14 protein-coding genes are annotated in these 16,636 nt (G+C 33.6%); 7 read left to right on the top strand and 7 right to left on the bottom strand.

The features are described from left to right. Positions 1 to 639: 639 nt before the first annotated feature. Positions 640 to 1,317, bottom strand: coding sequence for a DUF4294 domain-containing protein (locus BC952_RS12515; RefSeq protein WP_121365954.1), 678 nt, complete (start codon positions 1,315 to 1,317; stop codon positions 640 to 642). A gap of 82 nt (positions 1,318 to 1,399) precedes the next feature. On the opposite strand from BC952_RS12515, the gene BC952_RS12510 reads away from it, so the two are divergent. Further along, entirely contained in the window at positions 1,400 to 2,488 is a 1,089-nt protein-coding gene (locus BC952_RS12510) for a M42 family metallopeptidase (protein ID WP_121365953.1), read from the top strand. Positions 2,489 to 2,699: 211 nt separating this feature from the next. Beyond that, on the top strand, positions 2,700 to 3,155 hold the full coding sequence (locus tag BC952_RS12505; protein ID WP_121365952.1) for a DUF1801 domain-containing protein: 456 nt from the start codon (positions 2,700 to 2,702) through the stop codon (positions 3,153 to 3,155). 55 nt (positions 3,156 to 3,210) lie between these two features. Here BC952_RS12505 and BC952_RS12500 read toward each other — a convergent pair whose 3' ends face one another. From BC952_RS12500 to BC952_RS12485, 4 genes are all read right to left on the bottom strand, one after another. After that, positions 3,211 to 4,164 carry a phosphoribosylaminoimidazolesuccinocarboxamide synthase gene (locus tag BC952_RS12500; RefSeq protein ID WP_121365951.1) on the bottom strand — a complete coding sequence of 318 codons (954 nt, stop codon included), beginning with the start codon at positions 4,162 to 4,164 and terminating at the stop codon, positions 3,211 to 3,213. A gap of 107 nt (positions 4,165 to 4,271) precedes the next feature. Further along, positions 4,272 to 6,620, bottom strand: coding sequence for a S9 family peptidase (locus BC952_RS12495; RefSeq protein ID WP_121365950.1), 2,349 nt, complete (start codon positions 6,618 to 6,620; stop codon positions 4,272 to 4,274). A 48-nt stretch (positions 6,621 to 6,668) separates the two neighbouring features. Beyond that, positions 6,669 to 7,514, bottom strand: coding sequence for an HAD family hydrolase (locus BC952_RS12490; RefSeq protein WP_341866851.1), 846 nt, complete (start codon positions 7,512 to 7,514; stop codon positions 6,669 to 6,671). 155 nt (positions 7,515 to 7,669) lie between these two features. Further along, positions 7,670 to 8,620: a PhoH family protein gene (locus BC952_RS12485; RefSeq protein WP_121365984.1), complete on the bottom strand. Its 951-nt coding sequence runs from the start codon at positions 8,618 to 8,620 to the stop codon at positions 7,670 to 7,672. A gap of 182 nt (positions 8,621 to 8,802) precedes the next feature. On the opposite strand from BC952_RS12485, the gene BC952_RS12480 reads away from it, so the two are divergent. From BC952_RS12480 to dnaN, 5 genes are all read left to right on the top strand, one after another. Continuing rightward, on the top strand, positions 8,803 to 9,630 hold the full coding sequence (locus BC952_RS12480) for an SAM hydrolase/SAM-dependent halogenase family protein (RefSeq protein WP_121365949.1): 828 nt from the start codon (positions 8,803 to 8,805) through the stop codon (positions 9,628 to 9,630). 46 nt (positions 9,631 to 9,676) lie between these two features. Next, entirely contained in the window at positions 9,677 to 9,973 is a 297-nt protein-coding gene (locus BC952_RS12475; RefSeq protein ID WP_121365948.1) for a putative quinol monooxygenase, read from the top strand. An 84-nt stretch (positions 9,974 to 10,057) separates the two neighbouring features. Further along, a complete protein-coding gene (gene gldF, locus BC952_RS12470) occupies positions 10,058 to 10,783 on the top strand; it encodes a gliding motility-associated ABC transporter permease subunit GldF (RefSeq protein ID WP_121365947.1) in 726 nt (241 codons plus the stop codon). Continuing rightward, positions 10,783 to 12,468, top strand: coding sequence for a gliding motility-associated ABC transporter substrate-binding protein GldG (gene gldG, locus BC952_RS12465; RefSeq protein WP_121365946.1), 1,686 nt, complete (start codon positions 10,783 to 10,785; stop codon positions 12,466 to 12,468). Before gldF ends, gldG begins: the two co-directional genes overlap by 1 nt. Before the next feature lie 103 nt (positions 12,469 to 12,571). Further along, entirely contained in the window at positions 12,572 to 13,690 is a 1,119-nt protein-coding gene (dnaN, locus tag BC952_RS12460) for a DNA polymerase III subunit beta (RefSeq protein WP_121365945.1), read from the top strand. A gap of 214 nt (positions 13,691 to 13,904) precedes the next feature. Here the strand turns inward: dnaN and BC952_RS12455 are convergent, their stop codons facing one another. Together BC952_RS12455 and BC952_RS12450 are read right to left on the bottom strand one after the other, a co-directional pair. After that, positions 13,905 to 15,677: a MutS-related protein gene (locus BC952_RS12455; protein ID WP_121365944.1), complete on the bottom strand. Its 1,773-nt coding sequence runs from the start codon at positions 15,675 to 15,677 to the stop codon at positions 13,905 to 13,907. Positions 15,678 to 15,794: 117 nt separating this feature from the next. After that, a complete protein-coding gene (locus BC952_RS12450; protein ID WP_121365943.1) occupies positions 15,795 to 16,628 on the bottom strand; it encodes a universal stress protein in 834 nt (277 codons plus the stop codon). Positions 16,629 to 16,636 lie beyond the last annotated feature (8 nt).

Below are 16,636 nucleotides of genomic sequence, written 5' to 3'. Positions count from 1 at the left end.
GGCTGCGTTGTTGCGGGTGCAAAAGTACCACCTTTATTCGCTTTTACAAGCTTTTTTAAACTCTTTTTTTACCCTTTTCTTAACTTTTACTTTAACATACTGAAAACATGGTTTTTGAAGTGTGAAGTTTTTTACACAAAACAGCAACCCAACAACCCATGAACGCCATTTCTAATCAAAATCGCCGATTTTAGTACCATTGCACGCCTATCAACTACCCTTCGTTATTTACTAAAGCTTTCAAAATTCAATCTTTATTCATCTTTTATAAGCTCTTCACTAAGCTATACTCCTTCAAAACAGCCTGCCTTGCCAGTATTTGAACAAAAGAAACTCGTCTGCATCAATAAAATGGTTTTATACTATACCTTATATAGTAACCAAAATCCCTTTTTCATTATCTCCTATATATAAGGTAACCGGATTTATCATCTTGATATGAGTTCTTCTACTCTTGATTGAACTGAATATCCTAATTATTCTAAACTCGCGTTAGGGATAGCAGCAAAAAGCCCACAGTCTCGTCTTTTCGGACGAGACGAGGACTTGTAGCAAATAGCCCGACTTATCAATACAAAAAGGCGATTATCTTTTTTGATAATCGCCTTTTTGTATTGATAAGGAACGCCCGAAAGAAAATTATTTTTTCAGCTTTTCAGCTCTGGACTCCCAGGAATCAGTTAGATTATCATAATCAACTGGTTTTGCAGGATTCTGGTTTTGCAATCTTCCGGAATCAAATGCTCGCACTAATATCGTTTCTATCAGATAGTCTTCATTGACATCGAAAGGTGCATACTTTGTTTTTAAATTAATATCAAACATACTTGCCGCCGTATTTGACCAAAATGCTTTCCACCCACTTTTGAGGCTTTTTACTAATTCATATGTTGTGGTGCCAGTTTGGCGATGAATTAACTTTACCAATATTTGACCTTGTTTGCGGGAAAGCTTTTTGAGCTTGGCTTCGAACTCATCACTCAAATAACTTTCTACTATTTTAAAGTATCTTTTTTTCTCCTTATTGGTTTTAAGGTTTGCCATTCCTTTATTAAGAATGGTCAATCGCTCCGAAGCTAGTTTTGCATAAGGATAGGTTTTATATACCCTACTTTGAAGAAGCAAGAATTGCTTTTTTGCTTCGGGATCCGTTTTTCCCTTATATATTAACACTTCTGGTAATTGAATAGTATCATTAAGAATAGATTCGTCATCTTCTAACTCATAGCCCATCTTTGTGGTATCCTGAGGTATTACCTGTGCATTAACAAACATAGTGGTAAATATAAAAAACAAAAAAAATTTAATTAGCTTCATATAGGAAAATTTAATTGCCAAAATTATACATTATATACACAACTGTAATGCCAAATTTATAATTTAGCAAAAAAATAATTTTATGAGCACTAAATCAATATTAAACAAGTCATCACTTGAGTTTTTAGAGAATTACCTTAATAATGCATCACCCACAGGTTATGAAAGTGGTGGCCAGAAATTATGGATGAAATACTTGAAACCTTATGTAGATACTTTTATAACGGATACCTACGGTTCTGCTGTTGGAATCATAAATCCGGATGCACCTTATAAGGTCGTAATTGAAGGTCATGCTGACGAAATTTCATGGTACGTAAATTATATTACGGATGATGGATTAATCTACGTGATTAGAAATGGTGGTTCGGATCACCAAATTGCACCTTCAAAACGCGTTAATATTCATACTAAAGCAGGAATTGTAAAAGGTGTTTTTGGTTGGCCGGCTATTCATACCCGCAATAGAGGAAAAGAAGAAGTGGCAAAAGTTGACAATCTATTTATTGACATTGGTTGTGAAACTAAAGAACAGGTAGATAAAATGGGTGTTCATGTAGGTTGCGTGATAACGTATCCTGATGAATTCATGATTTTGAACGAAAACAAATTTGTTTGTCGCGCGATCGACAACCGTATGGGTGGATTTATGATTGCCGAAGTGGCTCGATTGCTTCATGAAAACAAAATAAAACTTCCTTTCGGATTGTATATAACCAATTCGGTTCAGGAAGAAGTAGGTCTTCGTGGTGCAGAAATGATTACCAAAACCATCAAACCAAACGTAGCGATTGTCACTGATGTTTGTCATGACTCCACTACTCCAATGATTGAAAAGAAAATTGAAGGTGATACAAAAATTGGTAAAGGTCCGGTAGTTACTTATGCGCCGGCTGTTCAGAATAATTTAAGAGAATTGATTTTAGAAACTGCTATGGCAAAAGAAATTCCGTTCCAAAGACTGGCTTCTTCTCGTGTTACCGGCACAGATACGGATGCTTTTGCTTACAGTAATGGCGGTGTAGCTTCGGCTTTGATATCCTTGCCGTTGCGTTATATGCACACTACGGTTGAAATGGTGCATCGTGACGATGTTGAAAACGTGATTAAATTAATTTACGAAACCTTGTTGAAGTTAGAAAACGAAGAAACATTCTCTTATTTCAAATAGTTTTTTTTAGAAGCTAATCCCGTCTCGTTCTAAAAACGAGATTGCAATCTTTTCCTTTTTGGCAGCAAAAAGGAAAAGGATTTCCTCTTCAAACGAAGTTCACTGAACTCCGCTGAAAGTAGAAGCAAAGTGAAGTAATCGGGGCTAAAAACTGCAGTTCAAATTATGAATTGCGGTTTTTTTATTAAATTTACTCAAACAATTCATAAAAATGCAATCAACCGCCACATCAATCGAAGAGTATTTAGAAGAAATTCCATTGGAAAGAAAAATAGCTTTTACAAAACTCCGAGAAACTATTCTAGAAAATATTCCAAAAGGATTTGTTGAACAAATGTCCTACGGCATGATTGGTTATGTAGCGCCACATTCTATTTATCCTGGCGGCTATCATTGCGAACCAAAACTCCCGTTACCCTTTATTAACATCGCTTCTCAAAAAAATTTCATTGCGCTTTACCACATTGGTATTTACGCCAAACCGGAATTACTGAATTGGTTTGTCTCCGAATACCCAAAACACAGCAAACAAAAATTAGACATGGGAAAAAGTTGCATCCGATTTAAAAAGATGAACCAAATTCCGTTTGACTTAATTGCTGAACTCGTCCAAAAAATGTCAATAAATGAATGGATTACTTGTTATGAATCATCATTTAAAAAATAAAAAAAACCGCAATTCAAAATTATGAATTGCGGTTTTTTATTTTATTGAAATGGTTCTATCTGTTCGCTAGATATTCCAAAACATTTTTCTCTATTCTTTCATCTATATTACTGATGTCTGCTTTTACAAATTTCTCTCCTAAAATATTTTCGTATAATTCAATATATCTTTCAGAAACTGTTTCAATATATTCGTCAGTCATATCAGGAATTTGTTGCCCTTCGAGTCCTTGAAAACCATTTTCGATTAACCAACGACGAACAAACTCTTTCGATAATTGTTTTTGTTCTTCACTATTATTTTGTCTTTCTTGGTAACCTTCAGCGTAAAAATAACGAGAAGAATCTGGAGTATGAATTTCGTCAATCAATACAATTACACCTTCTTTAGTTTTTCCAAACTCATATTTAGTATCCACCAAAATCAAACCACGACTGGCAGCAATTTCAGTTCCTCTTTGAAACAAATCTCTTGTGAATTTTTCTAAAACAACATAATCTTCTTCAGAAACAATTCCTTTCGATAAAATATCCTCACGAGAAATATCAGCATCATGTTCTCCATTATCTGCTTTAGTAGTCGGCGTAATAATAGGTTCTGGGAATTTATCATTTTCTTTCAAATAGTCAGGCATTGAAACTCCACAAATTTCTCTTTTGCCAAGAGCGTATTCACGCGCAGCATGCCCCGAAAGATAGCCACGAATCACCATTTCCACTTTGAAAGGCTCACATAAATGACCTACAGCAACGTTAGGATCAGGAGTTGCAATTAACCAGTTAGGAACAATGTCCTCAGTCAATTCCATGAATTTAGTAGCAATCTGGTTAAGAATTTGACCTTTATATGGAATTCCTTTTGGCAAAACTACATCAAAAGCCGAAAGCCTGTCTGTAGCTACCATAACCAAAAGTTCATCATTGATATTATACACTTCTCTTACTTTACCTCGGTAAACAGATTTCTGGTTTGGAAAATTAAAATCAGTAGTTGTGATGGTGTTGCTCATTATACTAGTTATGTGTGTGTGTTTATTTTTAGTTCCTGCAAATTTAAAACTATTTCATAGAGTTTCGCAAAGAACAGAACTCTTAAATTTCATTTTTATATTTAAAGTTATTTTTTAAGCAACGTTTCATTAAATAAATTTAAGATTCGGCTGTATTCGTCAACCCAAGAATATGTTTCTTTAAAACCGTGGGCTTCCACTGGAAAACTGGATAAACTCCATTTTTTCTTGCCTAGTTCTATAAAACGTTGAGACAAACGAACAATGTCTTTGTATTCTACATTGTCATCAACCATTCCGTGAAGCATCAATAAATCACCTTGTAAATTATCCGCAAAATAGATTGGTGAACTTTTTTTGTAAGCATCCGGATCTGTTTCTGGGAAATTAAGAATATTTCCGGTGTAGCCATGATTGTAATGTGCCCAATCAGTTACAGAACGCAAAGCAGCTCCAGAGGCAAACTCTTTTGGAGTTGTTAACATTCCCATCAACGTGATGAAACCTCCGTAAGAACCTCCATAAATCCCAACTTTTGAAGCATCAATTCCATGATTTTCGACTAGATATTTCTTGCCGTCAATTTGATCTGTTAAATCTTTCCCGCCCATAAAACGGTAAATTCCTGTTCTAAAATCACGCCCATATCCATCGCTGCCTCTATAATCAATATCCAAAACGGTATAGCCTAAATCGACCAATAAATTATGAAACATGTATTCTCTGTGGTACGTACTCCAATAATTATGTGCATTTTGCAAGTAACCAGCTCCATGTACAAACAAGATTGCTGCTTCGTTTGCATTTGCAGTTTGTGGCTTGTATAATCTGGCATTTACTGGAGTTCCATCCTGCGCCTTAAAAGTAATTACTTCCGGTTCACGCCAAGAATATCCTTTGAAACTTTCCGATGTTGATGATGTTATCTGATTTAAGTTAGAATTCTTTTTATTAGGCGCTACATACAATTCCCAAGGTTTATTTTTATAGGAATAACGAACCAATAAAGTAGTTTCATCTGGAGACAAATTAACTTCATGAGCACCATCTTTAGTTAAAATAGGTTGCAAAACAGCATTTGCAACGTCTAATTTATAAAAATTTCTGTTTCCCGGATGTGTCGTTGTTGTCGTCAAATAAAACGACTTTCTGTCTTTTGCCAAACTTACGTTGCGCACTTCCCAATCTCCTTTAGTGAGTTGGATTTTCTTTTTTGACTTTAAATTATATGAATACAAATGAGAATAACCAGTTTCTTCGGACTGAAAATAAACAGTTTCGTTGTCGCCCAAAAATCCTAGCGTTCCTCTTCCATAAGAATTAGAAGGAATTCCGGGTCCGCCAATCCAAGCTTCATCATGTTGATGGTCTAATTCTTGAAAGGTTCCTTTCTCAAGATTTAAACTGACAATCCATCGATCTTTGTTATCTTGACTCCTGATTTCGGCAATGGAATAAGAACCATTTTCATTGTAAACAGGTTCCTGAACTAAAATTAGTTTGTCCTTTTTTGCTGCAGTTTTTGATTTTTCATAGGTTTCAAAATATTTAGGAACATCCTGAATGTGACTCAACGATGAAAAATTAATGAAATAAACAGAATCCTTGGCGATGTTGTAAATCCCGAATTTGGTTGCCAACAAATTGTCTACAGAAACTTTTTCCTTCGTATCTTCAATTTGGTTGTAACCATCGGCAGTTATAAAAAGTTCCATTTTTTCACTTTTTCGTTCTGATTCCTCTATTAATCTAAAGGTGGCGAAATTTCCTTTTGGATCCACTTTCAAGCTTCCAAAAGTGTTTTTTCCATAATAATACGGCTTTGGAAAATCCGATTTTGTAGTTTTTGATTTTGCCAAATTCCATTTCTTCAACGCTTCTTGATCTCTGACGAATTGAAATAATTCTTCCTGTTGGCTTTTCAAAAAAGATTCTTTATCAGCGACTTTCTCATCTGATTTTCCTTTACGAAAGTTGGTGATTTGAATAATAGAACCTTCATTCGTATTAAACTGAAAAAGATTTTCATTTTGTCTGAAATACAATATTCCTGCAACAGCGCCCATTTGTAAATTAGAAATTGGACTGCTTTGTTGGTATAATTTTTTAGAGGTTTTACTTTTCAGTGAATACGAGAACAGTCTTCCTTTATCAATGTAATAATACAAATCCGGATTGGTTGTTTTTTTGAAATCAAATTTTGAAAAAGCGGCTTCATTTGGTAATGCCAATTCCGGTTTTGATAAGCCGTTTTTCCAAAAATAAGTACTTGTACCCAATTCATTATTTGGATTCCAATCAAAATAAACTTTCTGTCCATCTAAAGACCATCTTTCATTTTCAGGTTGCGCTCCAATGAAAGCGTTGCCTTTCATGATTTCTTCAAGTTTTAGCATTTGACTTTGCATTGTTATGGAAAACAAAACAGAGATGGCAAGGATTATTTTTTTGTTCATTTGGTTTTAATTTTAATGTAAATTGGGAAATATGGTTGGTTAACAAAATTAATTATTCAGTAATTCTTGAGCGATATATTTCGCAACTCCTTCATTATCGTTAGTCAAAATCACTTCTAAATGGGAAAGTTTATTTTTCAGGCTTTCAGGTGCATTGCCCATAACTAAAGATTTTCCAGAGGATTTTAGCATATTTTCATCATTATAGCCATCACCAAAAGCAATTGTTTGTTCGAAAACAAAATTCTCTTTCTCCAGAATTTTAGCAATCGCAACACTTTTGTCCACTGACTTATCCATAAATTCTAAACAAAAAGGCAAACTAAACGCATGGCTAAAAAGTCCGGTATGATTTTCTAAAATTTTATCGCGTAATTCAATTAATTTTGAATGTTTAGGATGTGTAAAAAAAACTTTTATAGCGCTCAAATCCTCTAAATTGGAAAAATCGACAAGTTCAGGATGATAATTTACTTCAGGTTGAAATTCGTTTAATTTTTCATTGTGCTTGTTGGTTTGCCAAACATTTTCTCTGAACAATACGGTTGTTATTTCAGGATCAATATCTAAAGACAAAACAGATTTTATGGCGTCGCTTTCCATATTTATAGAAAAAAGAAGCTCTTTTTCAGGAGAATGTATGCGCGCTCCATTTGAAGTAACTAAATATAAAGGAACATCCAGTCCTGCTACAATTGGCATCGCATCCAAGTGGTGGCGACCAGTTGCTACAATAATTAAATAATTTTGATTGTGAAGTTCTTGAAAAACAGTTTTGGTATATTGGGAAATTTTGTGATCTGAATTGAGTAAAGTTCCGTCTAAATCACTGATAACTACTTTAATTTTATCTTTTAAAATCATTTCTTTTAACTGAAATTTTATTAATTCCAAATTTATTGCATTTATAAGACATACAAAAGGAATCAATTGGATTTTATTTAAAGCTTTAGATATTAACTTTTGTTTTTTAAAATAGTAAAGCTGAAAGTAAATCCATTCTCTACTGAAAATGAACTTGCTTTCCGCTTCAAAATTTTGGGAATTTGTTAATCGTTATTTTCAATCATTTTATAGGCGTCAATTACTTTTTTGACTAATCTATGACGTACAATGTCTTTGTCGTCTAAATAAATGATTCCAATTCCATCAATATCTTTCAAAACCAATAAGGCTTCTTTGAGTCCGGAAATGGTTCTTCGTGGTAAATCGACCTGACCTGGATCACCAGTAATCATAAATTTAGCACTTTTTCCCATACGGGTAAGAAACATTTTCATTTGGGAATGCGTAGTATTTTGGGCTTCATCCAAAATTACAAAAGCATTATCCAATGTTCTACCTCGCATAAATGCCAAAGGCGCAATTTGGATAATTCCCTTTAAAATATAATCTTCGAGCTTTTCATTAGGTAACATATCGCGCAAAGCATCATATAAAGGTTGCATGTACGGATCCAATTTTTCCTTCATATCACCCGGAAGAAAACCAAGGTTCTCCCCTGCTTCAACTGCGGGGCGCGTTAGAATGATACGTTTAACTTGTTTTTCTTTCAGTGCTTTAATTGCCATGGCAACTCCGGTGTAGGTTTTTCCGGTTCCGGCTGGTCCAACGGCAAAAACCATATCATTTTTTTCCATGGTATCCACCAGCAATTGCTGATTGGGAGTCATAGCCTTTATAATTTTTCCTCCTACTCCATGCACTAATATTTTATCCTGACCTTGAAATTTTCTGTCTTCCTGAACATCGCCTAAAATAACGCGTTCGATTACATTATTATCAATGTTATTGTATCTTGAAAAGTGCACCATTAATCGCTGAAAACGTTTTTCGAACTCGTCTAAAACTTCTTTTTCTCCAAAAGCTTTTAAAGTTGTTCCCCGAGCGACAATTTTCAATTTTGGATAATATTTTTTAATTGTTTCAAGATGAGTGTCTTGAGCGCCCCAAAAGTCTTTTGGAGCGATGTCTATGAGCTCGATTATTCTTTCGTTCAAATGAGGTAGTTTTAAATTGGAATTAATTTTTTTATAAATCAATTGGCTGTCGGGTATATTTCTAGTTTTAAAAAAGAAATTGTTTTTTGTTTTTCGTTTTTTGAGTTTACTATTATTAGCTTTGCACTTCTCAAATTTAATAAAATTAGGTTTACATAACACCAATAGTTATAAACAAATTTATGTCAATAATTACCCTAACTACCGATTACGGCTTGAAAGATCACTTTGTAGGTGCGTTGAAAGGGAAAATTTTGTCTGAGTATTCCGAAGCTAAAATCATTGACATTTCTCATGAAATTGACCCATTCAACACGGTAGAAGCCAGTTACATTATTGGAGCATCTTATGCGAGCTTTCCAAAAGGCACTGTTCACCTTATTGGTGTGGATATGGAACACAATAAGGAAAACCAACATATTGTGATGCAATGGAACGATCATTATTTTATTGCTGCCGATAATGGTATTTTGAGCATGCTTTCGCAAAAAATTGTCCCTCAAAAAATTGTAGCGATAAACATTCACGATCGTTTACCCAGTGATGCTGCAGATTTAGATGTGTTTGTAACCGTAGCCTGTCATCTTGCTAAGGGCGGCTTGATGAACGTTATTGGGAAAGAAATAAATAGTATTAAACAAGTAACCGACTTACAAGCTGTTCTTTCCGCTGATGGGAATTCATTAAAAGGTCATGTGATTTACATTGACCATTTTGGAAATGTAATTACTAATATTTCTAAAAAATATTTTATCGAAGTTGCCAAAGGAAGACCTTATGAAATTGTTTTGAAAACCAAAAATATTAAAACAATTTTGCCCAACTATTCCGCAATTGCGAGTTCTGATAAATATCCTATTAAATCATATGAGGGCGAAAAATTAGCGATTTTCAATGAAGCCGGTTTTCTTGAAATTGCCATTTTTAGAAGCAATCCATCCAAAGTAGGTTCAGCGAATAGCTTACTTGGATTGAATTATAGAGATATAATAAATATAGTGTTCAGGTAGCAGTGTTAAGGAATCATAAATCGTTAATCTAAAATCATAAATCTAAATGTTTGTACGAATAGTAAAATTGAGTTTTCACGAGGAGCATATTCCTGCATTTTTGGAAAACTTTGAGTTAATGAAAGATAAAATACGAAATGCGCCCGGAAATCGTTTCTTAGAATTGTATCAGGATAAAAATAACAAAAGTATTTTCTTCACTTACAGCTATTGGGAAACTGAAGCTGATTTGGAAAATTACAGGAATTCCGAACTTTTTTATGATGTTTGGACATTCACCAAGAAATTATTCAACGACAAACCAGAAGCGTGGAGTGTGGATAAATTAGTAAGTTTAGAATAAAAAATAGTTTAAAGTTTAAGGTTTAAAGTTGTTGGATTGGGAACTTTAAACCTTAAACATTTGAAACTTTAAACAAAAAAATAAATGAAATCAATAGTATTACGAGAAATAAAATCCTTTTTCGGTTCGCCCATAGGTTATTTAGTTATTGCCATTTTTCTAATTATCAATGGACTGTTTCTTTGGGTTTTTGAAGGAGATTATAACATTCTGAATACCGGTTTTGCTGATTTGACACCGTTTTTTACCTTAGCACCCTGGATTTTAATATTCTTGATTCCCGCGGTAACAATGCGTAGTTTTTCGGATGAAAAAAAACAAGGAACATTAGAATTATTGCTGACGAAACCATTGAGCATTTGGCAAATTGTAAATGGAAAATTTCTTGGCGCTTTGCTTTTGATTGTAATGGCGATAATTCCAACATTTATTTATGTAGCCGTAATTTCTAGTTTAGGAATGCCAGAAGGCAATATCGATATGGGAAGCACGATTGGTTCTTATTTTGGATTATTATTCCTGATTGGCGCTTATTCAGCTATTGGAATATTCACATCAACCTTATCTGACAACCAAATTGTAGCTTTTATTGTAGCCGTATTTTTATGTTTTTTCTTCTATTTCGGTTTTGAAGGTTTAGCTTCTGTTGTTCCAAATATGTCTTCCATAATTGCTTCATTAGGAATGCAAGATCATTTCAAAAGCATGAGCCGAGGCGTATTAGACACCAGAGATATTCTTTATTTTACAAGCATAGCCGTTGTCTTTCTTTCATTTACTGTTTATAATCTAAAATCTTTCAAATCGTAATGACTAGTTCTAAGAAAAATAACCTAAAATCAGTATTGATTATCCTAGCCATTGTAGTGCTTGCGAATGTAATAGGAAGTTCCTTTTTTCATCGTTTTGATTTAACAAAAGATAAAAGATACACGCTTTCCCCTACTTCTTTGAATATTATTAAGCAAGTTCAAAATCCGTTGTCTATAAAAGTGTACATGCAAGGCGATTTACCTGCCGAATTCAAGCGTTTACAACAAGAAACTAAACAATTACTAGAAGAATTTCAGGCGTACAACAAAAATATCATTTTTGAATTCGTAGATCCTTTGGATAATGAAGATGCCAATATGGACAATATTAAAGAGTTGTATCGAAAAGGGCTTACGCCAATAAACATAACCGTTGACGATAAAGGGAAGCAATCCCAAGCGATGGTTTTTCCTTGGGCAATTGCCGTTTATGACAATAAGGAAGTAAATATTCCTTTGCTGAAAAACATTATGGGTGCTTCAACTACCCAAAAAGTAATTGGATCTGTGCAGCATTTGGAATACTCCATTGCCGAAGCGTTGAATAAGATTACCAAAGCCAAACAAAAGAAAATCGCAGTCATTAAAGGAAACGGTGAATTACAAGATATTTTGATGGCTAAATTTCTTTTGCAAGTGCGCGAAAGTTACCATATTGGTCCTTTTACTTTAGATTCAGTTGCCAAAAATCCAGTTGGAAGTTTAGAAGCTTTAGAAAAATATGACTTAGCTGTTATTGCAAAACCTACTGAAACGTTTACCGATGCGGAGAAACAAGTTTTGGACCAATTTATCATCAATGGTGGAAAAACATTATGGTTGATTGACCAAGTTACGGCTGAAATGGATAGTTTATACGATTCATCTGGAGCCACTTTAGCTTATCCAAATGATTTGAATTTGAATGATATGTTCTTTAAATACGGCATCCGAATCAATCCTGATTTAGTAAAAGATGAACAAGGAAGTCCTATAAAACTAGCCACCGGTGAACAAGGAAGTGCGACTCAATTTCAAGAATTCAACTGGAAGTTTGCGCCACAAGTGTATCCAAACAGTTTGCATCCGATTGTGAAAAATTTAGGTGGAATCAAATTTGATTTTGCGAATCCTATCGATACTTTGAAAAATCGAATCAAGAAAACCATTCTGTTAGAATCTTCACAATATTCGAAAAAAATAGGAACTCCGTCAGAGATAAACCTGAACATCGTTGCCGAAGAAACGTCGCCAAACGATTACTTGAACAAAGGGAAAATTCCACTTTCGGTTTTATTAGAAGGTTCATTTCATTCTATGTTTGAAAATAGAGTTTTGCCATTTGAACAAAAAACATTTCAAGCCACAGGACAAAAGAACAAAATGATTGTAATTTCGGATGGAGATTTGATAAAAAACCAATTAGATAAAAACTTTCAACCGGTAGAATTGGGTTATGACCAAAGGTCTGGAAATTTGTATGATAATAAAGATTTCCTGATAAACTGTGTCAATTATCTATTAGATGATACCGGACTTATTAACATTCGAAGTAAAGATCTTGATTTACCTCTATTGGATAAAGAAAAAGTTTATGAAAACTATACCCGAACACAAATCCTAACTATCGGGCTTCCAATTCTTATTTTAGGCCTTTTTGGTGTTGGATTTACTTTCCTTCGAAAAAGAAAATACAGCAAATAGATGTTAATAAAAAAGTTTCCAAACTAGAATAGTTTACGATATATTTGTAAAATGTATCGTATTTCGGAATTAGAGAAATACCTTAAAAAATAAAACATAACAGATGAAATTTATAGTATCGAGTTCGTACTTATTGAAGCAATTACAAGTTTTAGGTAACGTTATCAACAGCAGTAATACTTTGCCTATTTTAGATAACTTTTTATTTGACTTAGACCATAATGTGCTAACGGTTTCCGCTTCTGATTTAGAGACAACAATGTCTGCTACATTAGGAATTGATTCAGAAAGTAAAGGAATCGTTGCTGTCCCTGCAAAATTACTTTTGGAAATCCTTAAAACATTCCCAGAACAGCCTTTAACTTTTACTGTTGAAGAAAATAGTACGATAGAAATCAGTTCTAATTCTGGAAAATATGCTTTAGCTTATGCTCCTGGAGATGAATTCCCAAAATCGGTAAACTTAGACGATCCATCTGTAACACTTGTTCCTGCTGATGTTTTGGCAACAGCCATAAGCAAAACAATATTTGCTGCCGGAAATGATGATTTACGTCCGGTAATGTCGGGTGTATTTTTCCAGTTTTCGCCACAAGGATTGACTTTTGTAGCAACTGATGCTCATAAATTAGTAAAATATGCACGTACTGATGTAACAGCTTCTCAAGTCGCTGATTTTATTATGCCAAAGAAACCTTTGAACATCTTAAAAAATATTCTTGGAACTTCGGATGCTGAAGTAAAAATTGAATACAACGATTCGAATGCTACTTTTTCTTTTGACAATTATGTTTTAATGTGCCGTTTGATTGATGGAAAATATCCAAATTACGAAGCGGTAATTCCTAAAGAAAATCCAAATAAATTGATGATTGATCGTTCTCAATTTTTGAGTTCTGTACGTCGTGTTGCTATCTTTTCGAATAAAACAACTCACCAAATTCGTTTGAAAATCGCTGGTGCTGAATTGAATGTTTCTGCTGAAGATATTGATTATTCAAACAAGGCGGAAGAAAGATTGACATGTGATTATCAAGGTGATGATATGCAAATAGGATACAATTCCCGTTTCTTGACTGAAATGTTGACGAACTTACAATCCGATATGATTATGCTTGAAATGTCATTACCAAACAGAGCCGGAATCCTAACTCCCGTTGATGGATTAGAAGAAGGTGAAACAGTTACTATGCTTGTAATGCCGGTAATGCTGAACAGCTAGTTCAGTTTAAAATACGCTATTAACCAAACCATTTTTATATTTAAAAAACCGTCTCGTTTAATTATTAGACGGTTTTTTGCTTTTATTCACCTATATTTTTGTCAGTATCGAATAAGGAATCTCTTTGATATTTCGTTTAAATGATTATAATGACTGCTCGTTATAGTGTTTTTGCTTCGTTCCTCGCAAAGACAAACTGAACACTCAATACTAATTAAATCACTCCCATTTTTTTCATCAAGAATGTAGCGCTTCTATTTTTACAAATTCCATCCCTAAGTTTATAATCGAAATGGAGTTCATTATTGATAATCTCTACTTCAAAACATTTGTTAGTTAATATATTTGGATACTCATTTGTGGTTAAGCAAACTTCAATATCGTGCGTTGCAATAGCTCCAACAGCTTTTTTTCCAATAACTTTTTTGACCACTTCAATTGTTCCGTTGCGTTTATCATCTGAATTTGTTCCGCGCAATATTTCGTCCAATAAAACAAATGCGGGTCTGTTTTCCAATTCGTCCATGATTTGCTTTAAGCGCTTGATTTCGGCAAAGAAATACGATTCACTATCAGACAAAGAATCGGATAATCGCATGGAAACTAAAACGGGTAACGGATGCACATTAGCGTGACTAGCACAAACCGCCGAACCCATTCCTGATAAAACCATGTTTATTCCCAAACTTCTTAGAAAAGTACTTTTACCGGACATATTAGAACCCGTTAAAATCATAAATGATTCGGGATGAAAACGCACATCATTTCCTATTCTGGTTTTTTCATTCAATAAAGGATGACTTAAATCCGTGAAATCAATTTCAAAATTGGTGTTTAATGTTGGATAAACAAACTCTGGATTATTATACGAAAAATTAGCCAAGCTGTTTAGCATTTCGAATTCACCAATAACTTCCAGCCAATTTTCTAAAGCTTCAGCGTGATCATTTTTCCATTGAATTAATGATTTTAAAACGTGTAAATTAAACAGAAAAGTTCCATTGAAAACGGTAGCCGTTACGAAATTACTGATGCTGTCCATATTTGAAAACAAGCCTGCTAATTGTTTAAAATGAACGCTGGCATTTTCTTTTTTGAACATTAGTTTTTGCTGCAAATCGATTAATTTTTGTGATTGAAAAGATTCGTTTTCAATTTTTTGCAACAGCAAACTATATTGATGAATAGTTTTATCAATGTTTGTGGAATTAGCTACTTCAGCTTGGATTCGCTTAATAAAACGTCCTAAAATCATTAAATTAATAACAAACAAATACGACAAAACAGAAGCAAAAAAGGTATTAGAAGTCACTAAATAAGCAATCAGAACTCCCAGAAAAAGAAGTGGTGAAAAATAGGAAATAAAAATACTTATTTTAGATAAAGGCTTACTATTGAATGTACTCCACTTAAGTAGCGTCTCGTAATTTGATTGATTGTCGTTGCTTACTTTGGCGAAAGCCAAAAATTCCTGACGCCAATCTAATTTTTCAGATAATTCTTTTACCGCTTGATGATTTCTGGTAATTTCATCATTTGACAGAAGTGTTAACAATTGGTTTGCGAATGTTTTTTTTCCAATAAAAGTAGCCGTTCTATTCAAGTTTTGGAACAAGGAATGTTCGCCAAAAATATCTAAATCATATGCATACGGATGGTGAAAATCATTGAATTCCTGTCCGTTTTCAAAAGGAATTTTATTTCTTTCCAAATAGGAAATTTCATTTTCATTAATGTCCAATAAGGCTTGATTAACTTGCTTTTCGAAAACTAATTTAGAATGGATTCGCATCAAGACAACGAATAATCCAAAAAGAAAAATGGCGGAAGCTATGAGAATAACTTCGCTATTTTTCATATAATAATAAATAGAAACCAAAAAAAGTACAATAGTAAAAAGTCTTAAAATACTTATACTATTGTACTTTTTATTGATTGCAGTTAATGCCGTTGAAAAGCGAATCTTTTTTGCTTTGTATATTTCCATAATTCAATTTGATGAATTGCAAATATAACGAAATAGATTACTTTGAGGTCTAAATTAAAAGGCAATGGCGATGCCAAACTACATAGAATTCAAGATTTCAATTGAATTAACACGGAATCAATCAATGTGAATGGCTAGAATTGGAATATCAAAATTCGTAGCTATTTTTTTTGTTAAACTAGGTTTAAAAATCCCTTCAAAAAAACCTCTTTTATACGTAAGCATTGTCAGGACATCAACTTCTTTATACATTATAAAATCCAGAATAGTTTCTTTGACTTCGTCGCTGTTAATGACAAAAAATTCAATGGGTTCATTAATAAATTCTTCTTCCCATTTAGCAACTGTATCTTTAGAGACATCAGAATCACTGGTTTTTACATACAAGCACTTTACTTTTGCTTTCGTTTTTTTGGCAATATCCAACACCATTTTTAAGGCTTTTTTATCTTTGGTTCTAAAACGAGTTGTGAATCCAATAACTTCAATTTTCTTGAATTTGGCTTCTATTGGAACACACAACATAGGAACATCTATTCCGGAAATTACAGAACCTGTATTGGTGCCCATAAAAAAAGCATCCCATCCCGTGGCTCCGGAAGTTCCCATTATGACAAAATCTATTTTATCTTCTTTGATACATTTTTTAATATTATGGAGCAAATCCCCATCCATGAGCCTATGAGACATCTTTATTTTATCCAAATGACGCTCTTCGGCTATAGCCCGCAATTTTGGGATTTCCTCTTTAAACATATCAAATTGCGCTAACTCTAATGAATCATAAATGACCGCGTAATTTTCAGGAAAAAACTGATTGTCATAAATTGGCAGTTCAAAAGTGTGCAATAAAACAAGTTCCCCGTGAACTATTTTTGCAAATTCTAAAGCATGTACAAAAGCATTTGTAGCTACTGTAGAAAAGTCGGTTGGAAAGAGAATTTTTTTCATTTTTATTA

This window comes from Flavobacterium limicola (assembly GCF_003634755.1).
Lineage (GTDB): Bacteria > Bacteroidota > Bacteroidia > Flavobacteriales > Flavobacteriaceae > Flavobacterium > Flavobacterium limicola.
This window is presented reverse-complemented; position numbering and strand designations above follow the sequence as displayed.

What these genes read in the sequence shown, in the direction of transcription:
- BC952_RS12515 (WP_121365954.1), bottom strand. Translation starts at nt 1,317, where the DNA reads ATGAAGCTAATTAAATTTTTTTTGTTTTTTATATTTACCACTATGTTT.
- BC952_RS12510 (WP_121365953.1), top strand. Translation starts at nt 1,400, where the DNA reads ATGAGCACTAAATCAATATTAAACAAGTCATCACTTGAGTTTTTAGAG.
- BC952_RS12505 (WP_121365952.1), top strand. Translation starts at nt 2,700, where the DNA reads ATGCAATCAACCGCCACATCAATCGAAGAGTATTTAGAAGAAATTCCA.
- BC952_RS12500 (WP_121365951.1), bottom strand. Translation starts at nt 4,164, where the DNA reads ATGAGCAACACCATCACAACTACTGATTTTAATTTTCCAAACCAGAAA.
- BC952_RS12495 (WP_121365950.1), bottom strand. Translation starts at nt 6,620, where the DNA reads ATGAACAAAAAAATAATCCTTGCCATCTCTGTTTTGTTTTCCATAACA.
- BC952_RS12480 (WP_121365949.1), top strand. Translation starts at nt 8,803, where the DNA reads ATGTCAATAATTACCCTAACTACCGATTACGGCTTGAAAGATCACTTT.
- BC952_RS12475 (WP_121365948.1), top strand. Translation starts at nt 9,677, where the DNA reads ATGTTTGTACGAATAGTAAAATTGAGTTTTCACGAGGAGCATATTCCT.
- gldF (WP_121365947.1), top strand. Translation starts at nt 10,058, where the DNA reads ATGAAATCAATAGTATTACGAGAAATAAAATCCTTTTTCGGTTCGCCC.
- gldG (WP_121365946.1), top strand. Translation starts at nt 10,783, where the DNA reads ATGACTAGTTCTAAGAAAAATAACCTAAAATCAGTATTGATTATCCTA.
- dnaN (WP_121365945.1), top strand. Translation starts at nt 12,572, where the DNA reads ATGAAATTTATAGTATCGAGTTCGTACTTATTGAAGCAATTACAAGTT.
- BC952_RS12455 (WP_121365944.1), bottom strand. Translation starts at nt 15,677, where the DNA reads ATGGAAATATACAAAGCAAAAAAGATTCGCTTTTCAACGGCATTAACT.
- BC952_RS12450 (WP_121365943.1), bottom strand. Translation starts at nt 16,628, where the DNA reads ATGAAAAAAATTCTCTTTCCAACCGACTTTTCTACAGTAGCTACAAAT.